Here is an 18,148-nt window from a genome sequence, read left to right as displayed (position 1 = left end):
CTCTCAGAATCAATGGTCGGCTCAGACGCGCTCGATGATGGTGGCAATACCCATTCCGCCACCCACACACAGGGTGGCCAGGCCGTAACGCAGTTCTCTCCGCTCCAGTTCGTCGAGCAGGGTGCCCAGGATCATGGCACCGGTGGCTCCCAGGGGGTGCCCCATGGCGATGGCGCCGCCGTTGACGTTCACTTTCTCGTCGGGAACCGACAATTCCCGCTGGAAACGCATCACCACGGAAGCAAAGGCTTCGTTCACTTCAAACAGGTCGATCTGGCCCGCTGTCATACCGGCTTTTTCCAGCGCCTTGCGGGCGGCCGGGGCAGGGCCTGTCAGCATGATGGTGGGGTCGGTGCTGGTGACCGCTGTTGCCAGGATGCGGGCGCGGGGTCTGAGCCCCATGGCCTTGCCCTTGGCTTCGCTGCCGATCAGCAGGGCGGTGGCCCCATCTACGATGCCGGAGGAGTTGCCGGCGTGGTGTACGTGGTTGATTTTCTCCACGTAGTGGTACTTTTCACGGGCGACGCCATCGAAGCCCATTTCCCCCATCATCTGGAAAGAGGGCTTGAGGCCGGACAGGGATTCCACCGTGGTATTGCCGCGAACATGCTCGTCGCGATCGAGGATCATCACGCTGTTCTGGTCGGTGACAGGGATGATGGACTTGGCGAAGTAGCCCTTTTCCCAGGCGTTGGCGGCTTTTTGCTGGGATTTCACAGCAAATCCGTCCACATCTTCCCGGCTAAAGCCTTCCAGTGTGGCGATCAGGTCCGCGCCGATCCCCTGGGGCATGAATCCGGTGTGCAGGTTAGTGGCAGGGTCCGTTGCCCAGGCGCCACCGTCGGAACCCATGGGTACCCGGGACATGGACTCGACGCCACCGGCAACCACCAGGTCTTCCCAGCCGGAGCGTACCTTCATGGCCGCCAGGTTGACTGCTTCAAGGCCAGAGGCGCAGAAGCGGTTAAGGGTGACGCCGGCCACCACTTCGTCCCAGTCCGCTGCCAGGGCCGCGGTCTTGGCAATATCCGCTCCCTGGTCACCAACGGCGGTGACGCAGCCCATAACGATGTCGTCCACCTGGGCGGTGTCCAGGCTGTTCCGCTCCTGCAGTGCTTTCAGAACGGTGGTCAGCAGCGTGATGGGCTTGACGCTGTGAAGGGAACCGTCTTTCTTGCCGCGCCCGCGCGGCGTGCGAACCGCATCGAAGATATAGGCTTCGGTGGTCATTTCCTGTCCTCTGTTTGTCGTTGACTCGGGAATAGCATTCCAAAGGGTAACCATAGCGGTTTGCGGCCGGGGTGGGTAATGACGTGCGCTGCCAATCGAATTGGCGAAACTGCTCACTCAGGTCATGACATTTCGGGGTGGTGGTTCTATGGTGTAGTCAGGTACCCATCACAAGCAGGAGCAATACGATGTCCCTGAGAGATGCCATTGATAACTTTTACGAGCCGCTGGTTGCGGAAGCCATTGATGAATCGAAGGAAGATGGTGACAGTCAGGATTACCTGACCGATGTGATGTGCGTGGCCCTGAACAGACTACCTGCCAAATATTATCGGCACAGCATCGATATGATGTTCTATCTTGCTGACGGTGAACTCGAAACCATGAAAAAAAACGCCCTGGCCGCCGTTCGGGAGGCCAGGGCATTCGTTAAAAGCCATAAGCGGGAGGATTAACGCTCACGCCCCAGAACAGCCTCCAGTGCCAGGCCAAGTCGCCGGGCCAGGGGCTCGCTCACCACATCCACCGGTTGCACCAGGCACCAGTTGGCAACCAGCATTTCCAGTTGCCGTGACTTGTCGTGACCGGAGGAGGCATTGCCCATACCCTCGGCCAGTCGCTGTACCTGGATTTCCATGCGACGGCCCTGGTCTTCAGCCGGAGACGCTACTTCCGCCAGGATCTCCGCCCGGATAACCAGTTCCACTGGATCCGGCTGGCCTACGTTTGCGGCCAGGTCAGCCCAGTGGTCGGGCAGGGCATTGCTGTCCAGGGTGCTTGTGCCTCTGGCTGCAATCCAGCTTTTCCAGGTTTCGATCTGCTCCTCCAGTTTACGATTGGAGATAAGCCCTGAGAGACGGTTGCGCTCGTTGTTGACCTGCTCCCGGATACCTGCAGACATCGGCTCGCTGCTCAGTGTGCTGAGTTCAGCCAGGGTACCTTCCAGGTCTTCCAGGCTGTTCTCACTACTCGCGGATTTACTACTGGCGATTACGGGTTCCGCCTTTTCATCCGCTTCCCGAGCAAGCTGTTCCTGCTCGTTCTTGCGGGCGTCCCGTCTCGCAAAGATCTGATCGCAAGCTTTGCGGAACGCCTGCCAAAGCTTCCTGTCCTCGCGGTGACGAGTGATGCCAATGCTGGTCCATTCCGCCTGCAGTGACTTGGCCTGGTTCATGGCTTCACCCAGAGGCTCATGGTCCACCAGGGTTTCCGCCCGTTCAACGATGTCCTGTTTGAGGGCTTCGTTTTTCCTGCGCTCGGTGTCCAGTGGTTCCTCAATCTGTTTGAGCAGATCGTCGAACTGCTTCTGAGCCGGGCGATTGTCGCGGAATTCAACGGGCCAGGCCGCTTTCCACTCTTCCCGGGCGGTCTGGTGGATGCGTTCCGCCGTTTTCCAGTCCATGCTGCTCCAGTCCGCATTCTCGAGAAAGGTGCTCAGTTGCTCGCAAATAGCCTTGCGGGTTTCGAGATTCGCGGTTTTCAGTCCGGATTTGGCGGAGAAATAGGCCTTGCAGGGCTCATAGGCCAGGTCCGAGGCCTGCTTGAACCGCGACCACAAGTCGCGATCAGAGGAGCCGCCCAGGTCTCGCCATTCGTTTTGGAATTCCTTGATGCGCTCGGCCTTGGCTTCCGGTTCCATGGGCTGGTTTGCCAGGTATTCCATCTGCTCGCACAGGGAAACCTGCTTCGGGCGTGTGGCAAAGCCCTGCCAATCAGTCAGTTCGCGAAGTTGCCCTCCCAGCAGGTGCATCCTTGGTTGCAAGGCTTTACCGTGGCGATGGTCAAGAGCCTTGGCCTGCTGTTGGGCGGTCTTGAAAAGCTGGCGGGATTCCTTCAACTGTTTGGCTTCCAGGGCGGATTCCAGCTTATCAAGGGTTTGCCGCAGCGTGTCGGCCAGCTTTTTCTGTTCCTCGGTGTCCGGCTTTTCGGCGCGCGCGGGGCGAGGCTTGCCGGCGATGCGGTTCAGGGCATCGAGCATGGTTGGGCGCCGGAAATCCCGGGGCCAATCTATCGCTTCGAGAACTTCTCTGGCTTTGTTGGCCGTGCCGTCGTCGGTGTCGTCTTCAGTGGGATTCTGCAGAGCGGCGATGTCCTCCCGATGTTGTCCCAGGCGCTTGACGGCCGAGATATAGGCCCGCAGCGATTGCATCAGGTTTTCGTAGGATTTTTGCTCCTGCTTGTCTACCTGAGTGTCGTGGGTTGCCTCCAGCCAGCGGTTTTCCTGGGTTTTCTGCAGCGCATCCAGGGAGGAGAGCGACGGGTCCAGGTCCGGATCCTGGTTCTTCAGTTCGTCGAGGGTGTTTTCCAGCAGAGTGAGGGTCTCTGCGCGCTGATTGCGCTGTTCCTGCTGCTGTCTGAGCTGGTTTTTTTCCGCCTGCATCTCGCGGAGGCGCTCGCGGCACTGGTGGACAGCCTGTAGAAACTCGGTGGTTTGGTCCTGGGAGGCCTTCGACTCTACCTCGGCCCACTTTTGCAACAGGGCCTCCAGCCGCGCCTCAAAGAGTTTGGTATCGTCGCTGCGGGCCTGTTCAACGGCGTTGCGTACGATGGTCTGAATGTTCTCGGCCAGCCTCTGTTGCCGCTCTTCCTCTTCACGTATCCGCTGTAGTTTCTGGCGGACGGCCTGATAGACGCTTTTGTCCTTGCCTTTCGCGATCTTCTGGACACGCTGAAGGGCGGCTTTGTCACTGAGTGCTTCGGCCGCTTCGTTGCGGATCCCGGCAGTCAGACCGCCCGTGGCCAGTTCCTCAAGGATCCCCTGGCTTGGGTCAGACTTCAGCGCCTTTTGCTGCTGTTCACGCTGATCATCCTGTTTGTTCAGCTTTTCAGTGTCTTCGGGCGTGGGCTCCTTGCGCGCGGGGGCGGCGGTCGCGGTCGCCTTGCGATTTCCAAACAGTTTCTGGATGAATGCAGCCATCGGGTTATCCTTTGATATTGAAACCAGTTCCCGGTGCCGGCAAAGTACTCAGGCACCGACCATCGGCCTTATCCGGTATTCCGGATGCCGGGTGCGTCAGCTGATTGATCCCCTGATTTAACAGGCAGCTGTATCAGGTGGAGGCTAGTCTAGCGTTTTGTCGGCATTTGCGGGAAGAGTCTGAATGGGAAAAGAAACAAATCAGGAAGATCAGGAACAGAAGGCCCGTTCCGCGGCATTGCGTCTGCTTGCCCGAAGGGAGCACAGCCGCCTGGAGCTCGCCCTGAAACTGAGGCAACGAAAGATAGAGTCCGATGTGATTGAACAGGTTCTGGACGATTATGAAACCGAGGGCTGGCTGAGTGATGAACGATTCGCGGATATCTATGCCCGGCAGCGGATCGATCTTGGCTACGGGCCGTTAAGAATCCTGTCTGATCTCCAGCAAAGGGGTATTCATGAGACGCCCGCCTGTGTCCGGGAGATGACTGACGCGGACTGGTCTGACAGGGCCACATTGCTACGTGAAAAACGGTTCGGGCTTGGCGATATCCGCGACGACTGGGACGAAAAAGCGCGTCAGGCCCGGTTTCTGGCCAGAAGGGGGTTTTCTGCGGAGCAGGTGGAAAACGCGTTGGAACAGCGGCTATAGCGTTGGCGGAACGAAGCCAAGCTCCTTCGGCAGCGACGCTCTGGCCTCCTCCTCCTCCGTTCCCTCACCGCTGACGGGTCCGATAATCTTTTCCATGCCTTCCAGTTCCTTGAACCAGGGCTTCTCCGGGGTTTCAGCCACCTCGGTGGGCTCTGTCAGCCAGGCCAGGAAGTCGTAGTAGCGGCGTATATTCTGAACGTAGATCACCGGCTCGTGGCCCCTGGCGTAGCCGAACCGCGTCTTGGAGTACCACTCCTTCTGGGTCAGCAATGGCAGGAATTCCTTGACGTTCATCCAACGGTCCGGATTCTTGCCGGCATCTTCGGTCAGCCTGCGGGCATCCTGAACGTGGCCCCAACCAACGTTATAGGAAGCCAGGGCAAACCAGGTGCGGTCTGGTTCCGGGATGTGGTCGGGTACTCTCCGGTGGACGATGGTGAAGTACTTGGCTCCGCCCTGAATACTCTCCTCGGCGTCGAGGCGATTGTTGATACCGATATGGCTGGCGGTGTTCCGTGTCAACATCATCAGGCCGCGAACTCCGGTGGGGGAGACGGCGTTGGGACGCCAGTGGGACTCCTGATAGCCCATGGCCGCCAGCAGTCGCCAGTCCAGGTCGTAGGCAGCGGCATAATCTCGGAACAGGTTTTCGTATTTGGGCAGGCGGTTCTCTACATGGTGGACGAATGTCCGCGCGCCGACATAATCCAACCGGTCGAGGTGCCCATAGAAACGCTCGGAAATATGCGCGAGAGTGCCGTTTTTCCGTAGCTTGTCGATGAACTGCTTTGCCGCCCGCGCCAGACTTCGGTCCTGCTCATCGGGGAACAGCCACAACAGTGGCTCCGGCTCTCCAAGGCTGAAGGTGCTCTTGACCATGGGGAAAAAGACGTGGTTCAGCTCCAACTCGTTGGAGGAGACAATGGCCAGTGGGAACTCACCGGATTCAACACGGGCGAGTATGCCCGCTGCGTCCAGCCCGGCATGCACTGTCCACTCCAGGCCGCCGTTTTGGGCTCGGAGCTGCTCCAACTGATGTTCGTGGTTGCTGTCTGCCACCAGGTGAAGGGTCCGTCCCGCAAGGTCCTCCAGGGATTCCGGTCGATCAATCTCGCGGTTGTAGATCACCACGGATTCGGCTTCGATGCCATTGGGAACCTTGTGGTAACGTTGCTGGAAATCGGGACGGGAGGACAGCCCGGCCAGGCCAATGTGAGCATAGTCCTGATCGAGTACCGACAGCACACTGGTGTTATCTTCCGCAACACGTACCTTGAGTTCGACACCCAGATCCTTTGCAAACAGACGCGCCAGTTCGTAATCATAACCGGTGGGACCATCGCGACCTTCAAAGTAGACCGACGGGGCATTCCTGGTGATGACGTGGAGCACACCCTCGGAGCGGATTTCCTGGAGGGTGCTGGGCCTTGAGCATCCAACGGCTGCCAGGGCAAATGCCAGCAGGCAGCTGTATTTTGCTATGGCCGTAAACGGCTGATGACGGTGTTTTGGCAAATTCCTGAACTCCCTTGATGCAGGACGCTGAGTGTTACGGTGAATCCCCGGGTGACCGATCACCCTCAATTACCCTCACTCGCACCCTGTCACCTTGCGGCCACTTGCATGTCAGCGCGGTTGCGAGAAGTCTAACCGATGTTCACTCATTACGGAGCCTCCCTGGCCCATCTGTAATGATCCCCGCTCATGCCTGGACGGTCAATGAATCTGCTCAATTAATGTGCAAAACAATGTAAATTATAGTGGACGGTTTATAACCTTTTGGCGCTGTATCCCGGTGCCCGTTTCAAGTATCATTGCGGCCTTTCAGATGGCCGGCATTTTCCTGTTACCAGACGCTCCGGCGCCACAGGATGCGTGCCTCGGCTCCCAGTTTCGCGCGTACAGGTTTTGATCATGCTTGAACTTCGCGGCGCTCCTGCGCTCTCGCCCTTCCGCTCCCGCAAGCTGCACTCCCGTATTCAGGCCATCGTGCCTGAAGTGGACCATGTGTACGCCGAGTTCATGCACTTCACGGATCTGGAGTTTCCGCTTTCCGAGTCGGATCAGGCTGTTCTTGACCGCCTGCTGACATACGGCCCCAGTGTCCCTGCGGAAGAGCCGGACGGCGTGCTGTTCCTGGTGGTGCCACGTCCGGGGACCCTGTCGCCCTGGTCAAGCAAGGCAACGGATATAGCGCGTAACTGCGGTCTACGGCAGATTCGTCGTATTGAGCGCGGCATAGCCTACTACGTGAAAGCCAGCCGCAAGCTTGGCCTTGAGCAACGAGAGAAGATCGCGGCGCTGCTTCATGACCGAATGACCCAGAAGGTGTTTCACGAGATGGGCGGCGCGGAATTGTTGTTCCACACCGATGAGCCCCGCACCCTTAACCGCATACCGATATTGTCTGGAGGCCGGCAGGCATTGGCTGATGCCAACCGTTCACTTGGTCTGGCACTGGCGGAAGACGAAATTGATTACCTGGTCAAGTCGTTCTCGGACCTGGAGCGGGACCCCACCGACGTTGAACTGATGATGTTCGCCCAGGCCAACTCGGAGCACTGCCGTCACAAGATTTTTAACGCCTCCTGGGATATCGATGGCGAGGGCCAGGAAAAATCCCTGTTCGCGATGATCCGAAACACCTTCGAGATGAACAGCGAAGGCGTGCTTTCGGCCTACAAGGACAATGCGTCGGTGATTGCCGGCAGCCGTGGTGGCCGTTTCTTCCCGGAACCCGGGTCCGGAGTGTATCGCTATCATGAGGAAGATATCCACATCCTGATGAAAGTGGAAACCCATAACCACCCTACGGCGATTGCTCCGGCAGCGGGGGCGGCAACCGGTTCCGGCGGGGAAATTCGCGATGAGGGTGCGACCGGTCGCGGTTCAAAGCCCAAGGCAGGTCTTACCGGGTTTACGGTGTCCAACCTCAACCTTCCGGATGACCCGCAGCCATGGGAATTGCGTTATGGCAAGCCTGACCGGATTGCCTCGCCGCTGGACATCATGATTGAAGGGCCGATCGGTGGCGCTGCCTTTAACAATGAATTCGGGCGCCCGAACCTGACGGGGTATTTCCGTACCTTTGAGGAAATAGTGCCCGGTGCCGATGGCGACGAAGTGCGCGGCTATCACAAGCCCATCATGATTGCCGGCGGCCTCGGTAATATCAGGGCCAGCCATGTGGAAAAAGGCAACATTCCTGTGGGTGCCAAGCTGATTGTCCTTGGCGGCCCATCCATGCTGATTGGTCTGGGTGGTGGCGCGGCCTCGTCCATGGATTCCGGCTCCAGTAACGAAAACCTGGATTTTGCCTCGGTTCAGCGGGATAACCCGGAAATGGAACGCCGCTGCCAGGAAGTGATTGATCGGTGCTGGCAGATGGGCGACGACAACCCCATCTGCTTTATCCACGACGTTGGGGCCGGTGGCCTGTCCAATGCCATGCCGGAGCTTGTTAAAGACGGCGGCCGTGGTGGCCGTTTTGAGCTGCGGGACATTCCCAGCGACGAGCCGGGCATGTCGCCCCTGGAAATCTGGTGTAACGAGTCCCAGGAACGTTACGTGATGGCGGTTGCGCCGGAGAACCTGGAGCAGTTTGATGCGTTGTGCCGCCGTGAGCGTTGTCCCTATGCGGTGATCGGCGAAGCCACCGAGGCCCATCATCTTGAGCTCGGGGATTCCTATTTCGACGACCGTCCGGTTGATCTCCCGATGGACGTTCTGTTCGGCAAGCCGCCTCGTATGCACCGCAGTGTTTCGCGTTCATCGTTCACCAAACCCATTTTCGATTCCACCAAAATCGATCTCAACGAAGCGGTAGGCCGGGTTCTGAGGTTGCCATCCGTGGGCTCCAAGAACTTCCTGATTACCATTGGCGATCGCACCATTACCGGTCTTGTCGCCCGCGACCAGATGGCGGGCCCCTGGCAGGTACCGGTCAGTGATGTGGCAGTAACCTCCTCGTCGTTCGATGTGAAAACGGGCGAAGCCATGGCTATGGGTGAGCGCACGCCGGTTGCGGTGATTGATGCGCCGGCGTCTGGCCGTATGGCGGTTGGCGAGGTCATCACCAACCTGGCGGCGGCACCCATTGCCAGGCTGTCGGATATCCGTCTGTCCGCCAACTGGATGGCGGCTGCGGGGCATCCGGGTGAAGACGAAAACCTCTACGAAACCTGCCGTGCTGTCGGCATGGAGCTATGCCCGGCCCTGGGGATTACCATCCCGGTGGGCAAGGATTCCATGTCCATGAAAACCGTCTGGGAAGAGGATGGCGGTGAGCAGAAGAGTGTCACCGCTCCGTTATCGCTTATTATCAGTGGCTTTGCGCCGGTGACCGATGTGGACCGCACATTGACGCCGCAACTGGCCACCGATGCCGGCGAGACGGACCTGATCCTGATTGATCTGGCGGCGGGCCAGAATCGCCTGGGGGGTTCCGCACTGGCGCAGGTTTACCGACAGGTGGGCGCGGTGGCCCCGGACCTGGACGACCCGGAAGATATCAAGGCGTTTTTCGCGGTAATCCAGGGCCTGAACGGGGACGGCAAACTGCTGGCGTACCACGATCGGTCGGACGGCGGCCTGTTTGTAACGCTGGCGGAGATGAGCTTTGCAGGGCACACCGGTATCGACATCAAGCTGGATGGCTTTGCTGAAGATACCTCCCAGCTCCCTCGTGAACTTTTTAACGAGGAACTTGGTGCCGTTATCCAGGTGCGCCGTGAGGAAACCCCTTTCGTTCTTCAGCAATTCTCGGCAGCGGGGCTTGGCGATCACACGTCGGTCATCGGTACGCTTAATCAGGATGACCGTATCCGCTACAGTTTTGAAGGTCAGGAAGTCATTTCCCGGCCGCGCTCCGAGCTTCAGCGTCTTTGGGCCGAGACCAGCTATCGGGTGCAATCTCTCCGTGACAACGCCGACTGCGCCCAGGAGGAGTTCGACAACCTTCTGGATAACGATGACCCCGGTCTTCATGCAGAGCTGACATTCGACATCGGCGACGATATCTCCGCACCGTACATTAATAAAGGCACCAGGCCGCGGGTGGCGGTGTTGAGGGAGCAGGGCGTTAATGGCCAGGTTGAGATGGCCGCCGCCTTTGATCGTGCCGGCTTCGAATCCGTGGATGTGCACATGAGCGACCTGCTGTCCGGCCGTGTCTCCCTGGAAGGGTTCAACAGCCTGGTAGCCTGTGGCGGCTTCTCCTACGGGGACGTGCTGGGCGCCGGTGAGGGCTGGGCCAAGTCCATCCTGTTCAGTGACCGGGTCCGCGACCAGTTCGCAGCCTTCTTCAATCGCCAGGATACCCTGGCCCTGGGCGTCTGCAATGGCTGTCAGATGCTGTCCAACCTGCATGAACTGATCCCAGGCAGTGAGGGTTGGCCACGGTTCGTGCGCAACCAGTCGGAGCAGTTCGAGGCCCGGTTGGTGATGGCCGAGGTGCCTGCTTCTCCGTCGGCCTTTATGGACGGTATGGCGGGCTCCAGGATGCCGATTGCAGTTGCCCATGGCGAGGGCAGGGTTGAGTTCCCGGCCGGTACGTCTGCAGACCAACTAAACGATAGCGAACTGGTTGCCCTGCGCTACGTGGATAACCGCGGTGAGGTCACCATGCGTTATCCCTACAATCCCAATGGCTCGGAGGCGGGCATTACCGGCGTTACCACAAGGGATGGCCGGGTCACTATCATGATGCCCCATCCCGAGCGGGTATTCCGTACCTCCCAGCTTTCCTGGCATCCTCGTGAGTGGGGAGAAGATGCTCCCTGGATCCGGATGTTCCGCAACGCAAGGCGCTGGTTCGGTTAAGCCTTAACCAGAGACAAAAAGCCGGCCCGGATGCACCATAAAGGTGACTGTTCCCGGGCCGGCTTTTTTGTTTTTGGTGACGGGAGTTTTCAGCGGTTTTCAAGGGAAATTTTTGTTTATAAGTGCGAAAATCCCCTTGACTCAAACGGTTTATGCACATTCCTGGTGCCTTGCTGTGTGTTCTGTGAACAAAGCGCTGGGTTTGGGTTCATTTTTTGCTCGACAACCATAACTTATTGAAATAAAAGAATTTAATGAAGTAGGTGAATTTGTCGCCAATTTAACGAAAGTGCAGTAATTCCGGGGGATGGAGGCATGTTCCCAAAATCTTTCCCCAGAGTTATCCACAGATTCTGTGGGTAAGTAGCTAAATGCTTAATCTGTACAAAAAATATCCGTCAGGCAGATGCTGGAAGCGTAGGAATTCGTTCTGGCACGACGGTGTTTCAGGGAGACTCGAGACCATGTACAAGATGTGTTATTTCGTTCCGGAAAGCCATCTCGAAGCCACCAAGAACGCCCTGTTCGAAACGGGGGCCGGTCGCATTGGGGATTATGATTGTTGTGCCTGGCAATGTAAGGGCCAGGGCCAGTTTCGACCGCTTGATGGCAGTCAGCCTTTTCTCGGCCAGACCGGAGAGGTCGAGCGGGTTGAGGAATTCCGCGTTGAACTGGTGTGTAAGGACGACCTTATACAGGCCGCTCTTCGGGCCTTGAAGAAAGCGCACCCCTACGAAGAGCCTGCCTACGAAGTGTTCCGGATGGAGGAGCTTTAGCGCCGTTCGGTTGCGGAGCCCATACGATAGCGAATGTCATCCACATGCACCGGGAAGTGCTCTTTTTGCACGTCTTCGACATACAGTTCAAGGGTGCGGCGAACGGTGGGGAACGAAAGTTCGTCCCAGGGGATATCTTCAATCGCAAACAGCTGCGTTTCCAGTGACTCTTCACCAGCCCCGAATTCCCCGTTGGTGAGGGCGGCGCGATAGAACATGTGCACCTGGTCAATGTGGGGTACATGAATAATGGTGTAGAGGTTGTCCACTGTCACTTCCGCCAGTGCTTCTTCCCAGGTTTCCCGGGTGGCGGCTTCGAGTGTGGTTTCCGAGTTCTCCATGAACCCGGCGGGCAGTGTCCAGTAACCGTAACGGGGTTCGATGGCTCTGCGACACAACAGAATCCGGCCTTCCCAGATCGGGACGGTACCGGCGACGATCCGGGGATTCTGGTAGTGTATGGCTTCGCAACGGGTGCACACATAGCGATGGCGATTGTCGCCCTGGGGGATGCGCTGTTCGACAGGGTGGCCGCATGTGCTGCAGTATTTCATCTATTTCACCGTATACTGGACAATTGTGTAATGGTAGCAAGTGTAACTATCTGCGCTACCTGTGTCTCATTCAACAGTCAGAAGCCATAACGGAGCCGTGTTTTGCGCGACCTTCTCACCAAACGCCTGTCAGGTTATGTACCCCGTTTGTTGACACTGGATTATCCCGAGGCCGCCGTACTGGTACCCGTGACCGATAATCACGAAAATCCTGAAATCATATTCACCCTGAGATCAGCCAACCTGAACACTCACCGTGGCCAGGTGTCTTTTCCCGGTGGCCGGAGGGATCCGGAAGATCACTCGCTGGGCGAGACGGCCTTGCGTGAGACCCATGAGGAAATCGGGTTGCCGCCGGAGCAGGTGCAACTGATTGCTCCCCTCAGCCAGGTTATGTCATTGCACCAGATCCTGGTAACTCCATACGTTGGAGTTATACCCGGCGATCACCCGTTGACAGCCAACCCAGCTGAAATCGAAAGTATTTTCCGGGTGCCGGTCGAGTTCTTCCTGGAGGACAATCGCGAGCGCACGGACCCACTCAACTTCCTCAACAACACCTTCTACGTTCCTTGTTACCGTTGGGAGCGATATCAGATCTGGGGGCTGTCTGCCGTGGTACTGGTGGATTTCCTGAACGCGGTCTACGACGCCGGCATCGACTTGCTCGAGCCTCCCCGCGGCGACTGATCAGCGCTTCCTGATTCCAACCCGCTTTTTCTTCTTTCTCCCTCGCTAACGGCCCGTGTCATCTCGGGCTCGCCAATATCCCTTTGCCGCAGAAATGCTCAAATATTAGACGAAAGTCTAATGTGATTATAAACTGATCAGGTATTACATGGTGAATACTGTATGCAAACGACAATCAGGGAGATGCGTCGTGGAGTTTGATCAATGAAAAAAATACAAGCCGAGAAGAATCTGCCGGAGCTTATTTACGATTCGGTAGTGAACGCCATCGTTGAAGGTCTGCTCAAGCCCGGTGAGCGGGTTACCCAGGAAACACTGGCCGAGAGACTGGATGTCTCACGATTACCGGTGAGCCAGGCCATGCAGCGCCTTCGCGATGATGGCTTCCTGTCCGCCGTAGGGCGTCGGGGCCTGATGGTGTCGGTGCTTGATGAGAGCTTTGTGGCGCAGTTGTACGAATTCCGGTGCGGGATCGACCTGGTCAGTGCCGGGCTCGCTGCCCGGCGGGCGGATGCCGGAGCGCGGAAGCGTGGAGAGGAGATCATTGCTGACGGATACGCGGCAGGAAAGGCTCATGACCTTCCCGCGCTCATCGACGCCGACATGCGCTTTCACGGTTTCATCTACGAGCTGGCGGGAAACACCTTCATCCTGGATTCGATGGAAGCCCATTGGAATCACGTAAGACGAGTGATGAGCGACATTCTCATCGTTGAGAAAAACCAGCAACAGATTTGGGAAGAGCACGAGGCAATACTCAACGCGGTGTTGGCCGGCGACGTGCAGAACGCTGAAACGCTTGCGAGGCAGCATGTGGAGACTGCATCAAAGTGGCTTCAGCAGGAAATTCAGAGCTCACGTGAACCGCTTAAAAGAAGCGGCAGCGCAACGATCTAAACCAAGGAGAATGCGATGCAAAACAATGACAATAACGCAGCTGTGATTCGGGTAATGCTGGCAAAAATCGGTCTGGACGGTCACGACCGGGGCATAAAGGTTGTTGCGCGTGCGCTGCGGGATGCCGGCATGGACGTGGTCTATACCGGGCTGCATCGCACGCCAGAGGAGGTAGTAGACGCCGCTATCCAGGAAGACGTGGATATCCTGGGAATCAGCCTGCTCTCGGGCGCGCATATGCACATCTTCCCCAAGGTACTGGAGCTCCTGAAACAGAAGGAAGCCGAAGACATGATCGTTGCCGGTGGCGGTGTAATCCCGGACGACGATGTCAAAGAGCTCTACCAGATGGGCGTCCACAAGATTCTTCTCCAGGACACTCCTCCCCAGGAAATCATCGATTCGTTCCGGCAATTGGTCGCGGACCGGGGTGCCCGATAGCTGCGGCACCGTAATGGCCGGGCATTCATGACAGATTTCCTCAGACGACAACCAATAACAAGATCAGGAGTCTCCGATGGAAGAGTGGAATTTTCCCCCGAAGTACAGCAACGACTATTTTCCTGAGCCGGCCAGCCCCTACTGGTTCCGGGACCGTGAAACAATGGACCCGGAAAAGCGGGATGAGCTGATTGTTGCCCGCATCCGGGATGTGATGGCTTATGCGTACGATCACTCTCCATTCTACCAACGCAAATGGGACAAGGCCGGTATAAAGGCCAACGACATCCGTACCCTTGCAGACTTCGAAGAGGTTCCTGTCGTTACCAAACAGGAGTTGCGTGATTCCCAGGCTAAAAACCCGCCATTCGGGGATTACCTGTGTTGCCCGGAAAGCGATATCCATCATATCCACGGCACCTCCGGCACAACCGGCCGGCCCACCGCCTTTGGCATTTCCCGCCGTGACTGGGAAACCATTGCCAACAACCATGCCCGCATCATGTGGGGCATGGGCCTGCGGCCTGGTGATACGGTGTTTGTGGCTGCCATTCTCAGTCTTTACATGGGATCCTGGGGGGCACTGATCGGCGCCGAACGTTTAGGCTGCAAAGCTTTTCCCTTTGGCGCTGGCGCTCCCGGCATGACGGCGCGCGCGGTCACCTGGCTGGGGATGATGAAGCCCGCCGGATTCTATTCCACGCCCTCCTATGCGCTCCGGCTGGCGGAGGTGGCCCGAGAGGAAGGGGTCGATCCCAGGGAGTTCGGTATCAAGGTGCTGTTCTTCTCCGGCGAGCCGGGCGGTTCTATTCCGTCCATCCGGGACAAAATTCAGGATATCTACGGTGCGAAGGTGGTTGATTGCGGAACCATGGCCGAACTGACGCCCTGGATGCACGCCTCCGGCAGTGCGGACACTGAGGGTATGCTGTTGTGGCAGGACATCGTTTACACCGAAGTGGCGGACCCGAATTCCAACCGCCGTGTTCCCTATGGTGAGCAGGGCACCCCGATTTATACCCACCTCGAGCGAACGTCCCAGCCGATGATCCGCATGGTCTCCGGCGATCTCACCCACTGGGTGATGGAAGACAATCCTTGTGGTCGCACCTATCCAAGGCTGCCCAAAGGCATCTACGGCCGGATCGACGACATGTTCCAGATCCGCGGTGAAAATGTGTATCCCAGTGCCATCGCTGAAGTGCTCGAAGGTCTCGCCGGTTATGGCGGCGAGCACCGGATCATCATTTCACGGGGTGGCTCCATGGACGAGCTGGCTGTGCAGGCGGAATTTAACGGGGAAATCGCACGCCAGGGCCCGGATGCCGTAAGGGCGCTGGGAGAAAAGGTGGAAGCCGAGCTCAGCCGGGTGCTGGGTGTGCGTGCTCTGGTTGTCATGGTTGATCCCGATACCTTTCCGCGTACCGACTTCAAGGCGCAGCGTGTCGTTGACGACAGGGACCTTTACCAGAGCCTCAACCAGAAGCGGGGAGGCTAGATGATTAACCGCATACCTTCGATGAAACTGGCTGAACGGGTGCGGGAAGGCCACCTTCGCGCAATTGCCCGGCTCATCACCCGGGTTGAAAGTGGCGGCGACCCCGATGTACGCCAGGCCCTGGCCGAACTCTACAAGAGCACCGGTAATGCTCACGTGGTGGGCATTACCGGTGTTCCAGGGGCCGGGAAGTCGACCCTCGTTACACAACTGGTTCATGAATACCGGAAAAGTGGCCGCACCGTGGGCGTTGTTGCCATCGACCCCTCAAGCCCGTTTTCCGGCGGTGCGATCCTCGGCGACCGCATCCGCATGGGTGACCTGGTTTCCGACCCCGGGGTGTTCATCCGCAGCATGGCCACCCGGGGAACCCTGGGTGGTCTGGCCAGGCCGGCCCTGGATGCGGTGGATCTGCTGGATGCGGGCGGGTTCGACGTGGTCCTCATCGAAACAGTCGGGGTGGGCCAGGACGAAGTCGATATCGTGCGCGCTGCCCACACCACCGTGGTTGTCAACGCGCCTGGATTGGGCGACGACATTCAGGCCATCAAGGCTGGGGTGCTGGAAATTGCCGATGTCCATGTGGTGAGCAAGGCGGACCGGCCGGACTCCAACAGAACCATCCAGGAACTCAAGGCCATGCTGATGATGAGCCTGGAGCCGGGTGAGGGCATCTGGCGGGTACCGGTGGTGCCCACCAGTTCTGAAAAGCACACCGGTTTCGGCGAACTGATGGCTGCGATTGATCGCCACGCGGAACACTTGGAACGCAGTGGCGAAATCACCGAACGCCGACGCCAGATTGCATTGACCCGGGTGGTGAAAGTGGCCGAAGAAATCGTCCGGGACAATTTTGTACGTGACAGCAGGTCGCAAACCGAAGAGCTGCTCAAGAAGGTTACCCAACGCGAACTGGATCCCCATGGAGCCGCGGTGACCTTGTTAAAAGCCATGAAGGAGACGATTCATGAATCGCACTGACCAGTATGACCCCGCTGCACTCAAGCATATTGAAAAAGAGTTCGATCAGTGGGAAAAGAACGAAGTGTCGTCTTTTATCAAGCGGGCACCGGAAAGCCAGTCAGAGTACACCACCGCCTCCGGCATGCCGACGAAGCGCACGTATACGCCACTGGACGTTAAAGATACTGCCTTCGAGGATATTGGCTTCCCCGGTCAATACCCGTTCACCCGTGGACCGTACCCCACCATGTATCGGGGCAGGAACTGGACAATGCGCCAGATTGCGGGCTTCGGGACGGCCAGGGAAACCAATGGGCGTTTCAAATACCTGATCGCCCAGGGCCAGACCGGTCTGTCCATCGACTTCGACATGCCCACACTGATGGGATATGACTCCAGCCATGCCATGAGCCAGGGTGAGGTGGGCCGCGAGGGCGTCGCCATCGATACACTGGCGGACATGGAGGAGCTGTTTGACGATATCGACCTGACAAAAATCTCCGTGTCCATGACCATCAATCCGTCAGCCTGGATTCTCTACGCCATGTACATTGCCCTGGCGCAGAAACGCGGGTATGACCTCAATGACCTGTCGGGCACCATCCAGAACGACATTCTCAAGGAGTACATCGCCCAGAAGGAATGGATATTCCCGGTGCGGCCTTCGGTTCGCCTGGTCCGTGACTGTATCCAGTACGGCTCCGAGAACATGAAGCGGTATAACGCCATCAATATTTCCGGGTATCACATCTCGGAAGCCGGCTCGACCGCTGTCCAGGAAGTGGCATACACCATGGCCACTACCATGGAATACGTCAAAACGGCCATCGACGCAGGGGTGGATGTGAATGAGTTCGGCCCCCGGCTCTCGTTCTTCTTTGTGAGCCAGGCGGACTTTTTCGAGGAAATTGCCAAGTTCCGGGCGGCCAGACGCGTCTATGCCAAGATCATGCGTGAGAAGTTCGGTGCCACCAAACCCGAAGCCAGTCGGTTGCGTTTCCACGCCCAGACCGCAGCGGCAACCCTGACCAAGCCGCAGTACACCATCAACCCGATTCGCACCGCGCTTCAGGCACTGTCTGCCGTACTCGGTGGTGCGCAGTCGTTGCACACCAACGGCATGGACGAGGCATTCGCCATTCCTACCGAGGAAGCAATGCGGATAGCCTTGCGTACCCAGCAGATCATCGCCTACGAAACCAACATTACCCAGGTGGTGGACCCACTGGGCGGTTCCTACTACGTGGAAAATCTCACTGATGAAATTGAGCGGGAAGTGTGGAAAATCCTTGATGAGGTTGAAGAACTCGGCGGCACACTCCAATGTATCGACGACGGCTACTTCCAGCGAGGCATCTCCGATTCCGCCTACGATTTTGCGCTGCGCAAGGCCAGCGGGGAAAGGCCGGTGATCGGAGTGAACATGTTCGTCCAGGAGGAAGAGGACGTTGAAATTGAAACCCATCCCCATGACCCGGAAACCGAGCGCCGTCAGATTGAGCGCCTGAACCGGGTCAAGGACAATCGCGATGAGGAAAAGGTCCAGAGGCTGCTCCGGCAGCTTAAAGAGCAGGCCGAGGACGAGTCGGTCAACCTGATGCCTATCACCATCGAGTTGGTGAAAGAAGGGGCATCAATGGGTGACATTGTTGAAACCCTGAAAGGCATTTGGGGAACCTATCGCGAAAAACCTGTAATCTGACCGGCTTC

At 57.9% G+C, this 18,148-nt stretch carries 14 protein-coding genes; 10 read left to right on the top strand and 4 right to left on the bottom strand.

The features are described from left to right. Window positions 1-21: 21 nt before the first annotated feature. Window positions 22-1,230 (bottom strand): acetyl-CoA C-acetyltransferase, encoded by a 1,209-nt coding sequence (locus tag NLU14_RS18995; RefSeq protein WP_275709532.1) that lies wholly within the window; start codon window positions 1,228-1,230, stop codon window positions 22-24. A 188-nt stretch (window positions 1,231-1,418) separates the two neighbouring features. Here NLU14_RS18995 and NLU14_RS18990 point away from each other — a divergent pair, with 188 nt between their 5' ends. Continuing rightward, window positions 1,419-1,685 (top strand): late competence development ComFB family protein, encoded by a 267-nt coding sequence (locus NLU14_RS18990; protein WP_275709530.1) that lies wholly within the window; start codon window positions 1,419-1,421, stop codon window positions 1,683-1,685. On the opposite strand, the gene NLU14_RS18985 is transcribed toward NLU14_RS18990, so the two are convergent. Next, a complete protein-coding gene (locus tag NLU14_RS18985) occupies window positions 1,682-4,147 on the bottom strand; it encodes a DUF349 domain-containing protein (RefSeq protein ID WP_275709528.1) in 2,466 nt (821 codons plus the stop codon). The genes NLU14_RS18990 and NLU14_RS18985 overlap by 4 nt on opposite strands. A 184-nt stretch (window positions 4,148-4,331) precedes the next feature. Here NLU14_RS18985 and NLU14_RS18980 point away from each other — a divergent pair, with 184 nt between their 5' ends. Then, window positions 4,332-4,799, top strand: coding sequence for a regulatory protein RecX (locus NLU14_RS18980; RefSeq protein ID WP_275709526.1), 468 nt, complete (start codon window positions 4,332-4,334; stop codon window positions 4,797-4,799). Here the strand turns inward: NLU14_RS18980 and mltF are convergent. After that, on the bottom strand, window positions 4,794-6,314 hold the full coding sequence (gene mltF / locus NLU14_RS18975) for a membrane-bound lytic murein transglycosylase MltF (protein WP_420845079.1): 1,521 nt from the start codon (window positions 6,312-6,314) through the stop codon (window positions 4,794-4,796). The genes NLU14_RS18980 and mltF overlap by 6 nt on opposite strands. Window positions 6,315-6,713: 399 nt before the next feature. On the opposite strand from mltF, the gene purL reads away from it, so the two are divergent. Both purL and NLU14_RS18965 read left to right on the top strand, forming a co-directional pair. After that, window positions 6,714-10,619, top strand: coding sequence for a phosphoribosylformylglycinamidine synthase (gene purL, locus NLU14_RS18970; protein ID WP_275709524.1), 3,906 nt, complete (start codon window positions 6,714-6,716; stop codon window positions 10,617-10,619). Between the two features lie 464 nt (window positions 10,620-11,083). Continuing rightward, window positions 11,084-11,395, top strand: coding sequence for a YqfO family protein (locus tag NLU14_RS18965; RefSeq protein WP_275709522.1), 312 nt, complete (start codon window positions 11,084-11,086; stop codon window positions 11,393-11,395). On the opposite strand, the gene NLU14_RS18960 is transcribed toward NLU14_RS18965, so the two are convergent. Then, window positions 11,392-11,949 carry an NUDIX hydrolase gene (locus NLU14_RS18960; RefSeq protein ID WP_275709520.1) on the bottom strand — a complete coding sequence of 186 codons (558 nt, stop codon included), beginning with the start codon at window positions 11,947-11,949 and terminating at the stop codon, window positions 11,392-11,394. The two genes, NLU14_RS18965 and NLU14_RS18960, sit on opposite strands and share 4 nt — an antisense overlap. A gap of 102 nt (window positions 11,950-12,051) precedes the next feature. On the opposite strand from NLU14_RS18960, the gene NLU14_RS18955 reads away from it, so the two are divergent. The 6 genes from NLU14_RS18955 (at window position 12,052) to NLU14_RS18930 (ending at window position 18,140) form a co-directional block, all read left to right on the top strand. After that, a complete protein-coding gene (locus tag NLU14_RS18955; RefSeq protein ID WP_275709518.1) occupies window positions 12,052-12,639 on the top strand; it encodes an NUDIX hydrolase in 588 nt (195 codons plus the stop codon). 204 nt (window positions 12,640-12,843) lie between these two features. Further along, the gene (locus NLU14_RS18950; protein WP_275709516.1) at window positions 12,844-13,536 is read left to right on the top strand and encodes a GntR family transcriptional regulator; all 693 of its coding nucleotides are present in this window, start codon (window positions 12,844-12,846) and stop codon (window positions 13,534-13,536) included. A gap of 15 nt (window positions 13,537-13,551) precedes the next feature. Next, window positions 13,552-13,977 (top strand): cobalamin B12-binding domain-containing protein, encoded by a 426-nt coding sequence (locus NLU14_RS18945; protein WP_275709515.1) that lies wholly within the window; start codon window positions 13,552-13,554, stop codon window positions 13,975-13,977. A gap of 76 nt (window positions 13,978-14,053) precedes the next feature. Beyond that, entirely contained in the window at window positions 14,054-15,475 is a 1,422-nt protein-coding gene (locus NLU14_RS18940; RefSeq protein WP_275709513.1) for a phenylacetate--CoA ligase family protein, read from the top strand. Beyond that, window positions 15,476-16,456, top strand: coding sequence for a methylmalonyl Co-A mutase-associated GTPase MeaB (meaB, locus tag NLU14_RS18935; RefSeq protein WP_275709511.1), 981 nt, complete (start codon window positions 15,476-15,478; stop codon window positions 16,454-16,456). Further along, window positions 16,443-18,140 carry a methylmalonyl-CoA mutase family protein gene (locus NLU14_RS18930; RefSeq protein WP_275709509.1) on the top strand — a complete coding sequence of 566 codons (1,698 nt, stop codon included), beginning with the start codon at window positions 16,443-16,445 and terminating at the stop codon, window positions 18,138-18,140. Before meaB ends, NLU14_RS18930 begins: the two co-directional genes overlap by 14 nt. The last annotated feature ends 8 nt before the right edge of the window (window positions 18,141-18,148 follow it).

Source organism: Marinobacter iranensis (assembly GCF_029207565.1).
Taxonomy (GTDB): domain Bacteria; phylum Pseudomonadota; class Gammaproteobacteria; order Pseudomonadales; family Oleiphilaceae; genus Marinobacter; species Marinobacter iranensis.
The sequence above is the reverse complement of the archived record's forward strand: the minus strand, read 5'-3'. Positions and strand labels throughout refer to the sequence as shown.

What these genes read in the sequence shown, in the direction of transcription:
- NLU14_RS18995 (WP_275709532.1), bottom strand. Translation starts at nt 1,230, where the DNA reads ATGACCACCGAAGCCTATATCTTCGATGCGGTTCGCACGCCGCGCGGG.
- NLU14_RS18990 (WP_275709530.1), top strand. Translation starts at nt 1,419, where the DNA reads ATGTCCCTGAGAGATGCCATTGATAACTTTTACGAGCCGCTGGTTGCG.
- NLU14_RS18980 (WP_275709526.1), top strand. Translation starts at nt 4,332, where the DNA reads ATGGGAAAAGAAACAAATCAGGAAGATCAGGAACAGAAGGCCCGTTCC.
- NLU14_RS18945 (WP_275709515.1), top strand. Translation starts at nt 13,552, where the DNA reads ATGCAAAACAATGACAATAACGCAGCTGTGATTCGGGTAATGCTGGCA.
- purL (WP_275709524.1), top strand. Translation starts at nt 6,714, where the DNA reads ATGCTTGAACTTCGCGGCGCTCCTGCGCTCTCGCCCTTCCGCTCCCGC.
- NLU14_RS18950 (WP_275709516.1), top strand. Translation starts at nt 12,844, where the DNA reads ATGAAAAAAATACAAGCCGAGAAGAATCTGCCGGAGCTTATTTACGAT.
- meaB (WP_275709511.1), top strand. Translation starts at nt 15,476, where the DNA reads ATGATTAACCGCATACCTTCGATGAAACTGGCTGAACGGGTGCGGGAA.
- NLU14_RS18960 (WP_275709520.1), bottom strand. Translation starts at nt 11,949, where the DNA reads ATGAAATACTGCAGCACATGCGGCCACCCTGTCGAACAGCGCATCCCC.
- NLU14_RS18940 (WP_275709513.1), top strand. Translation starts at nt 14,054, where the DNA reads ATGGAAGAGTGGAATTTTCCCCCGAAGTACAGCAACGACTATTTTCCT.
- NLU14_RS18985 (WP_275709528.1), bottom strand. Translation starts at nt 4,147, where the DNA reads ATGGCTGCATTCATCCAGAAACTGTTTGGAAATCGCAAGGCGACCGCG.
- NLU14_RS18930 (WP_275709509.1), top strand. Translation starts at nt 16,443, where the DNA reads ATGAATCGCACTGACCAGTATGACCCCGCTGCACTCAAGCATATTGAA.
- NLU14_RS18965 (WP_275709522.1), top strand. Translation starts at nt 11,084, where the DNA reads ATGTACAAGATGTGTTATTTCGTTCCGGAAAGCCATCTCGAAGCCACC.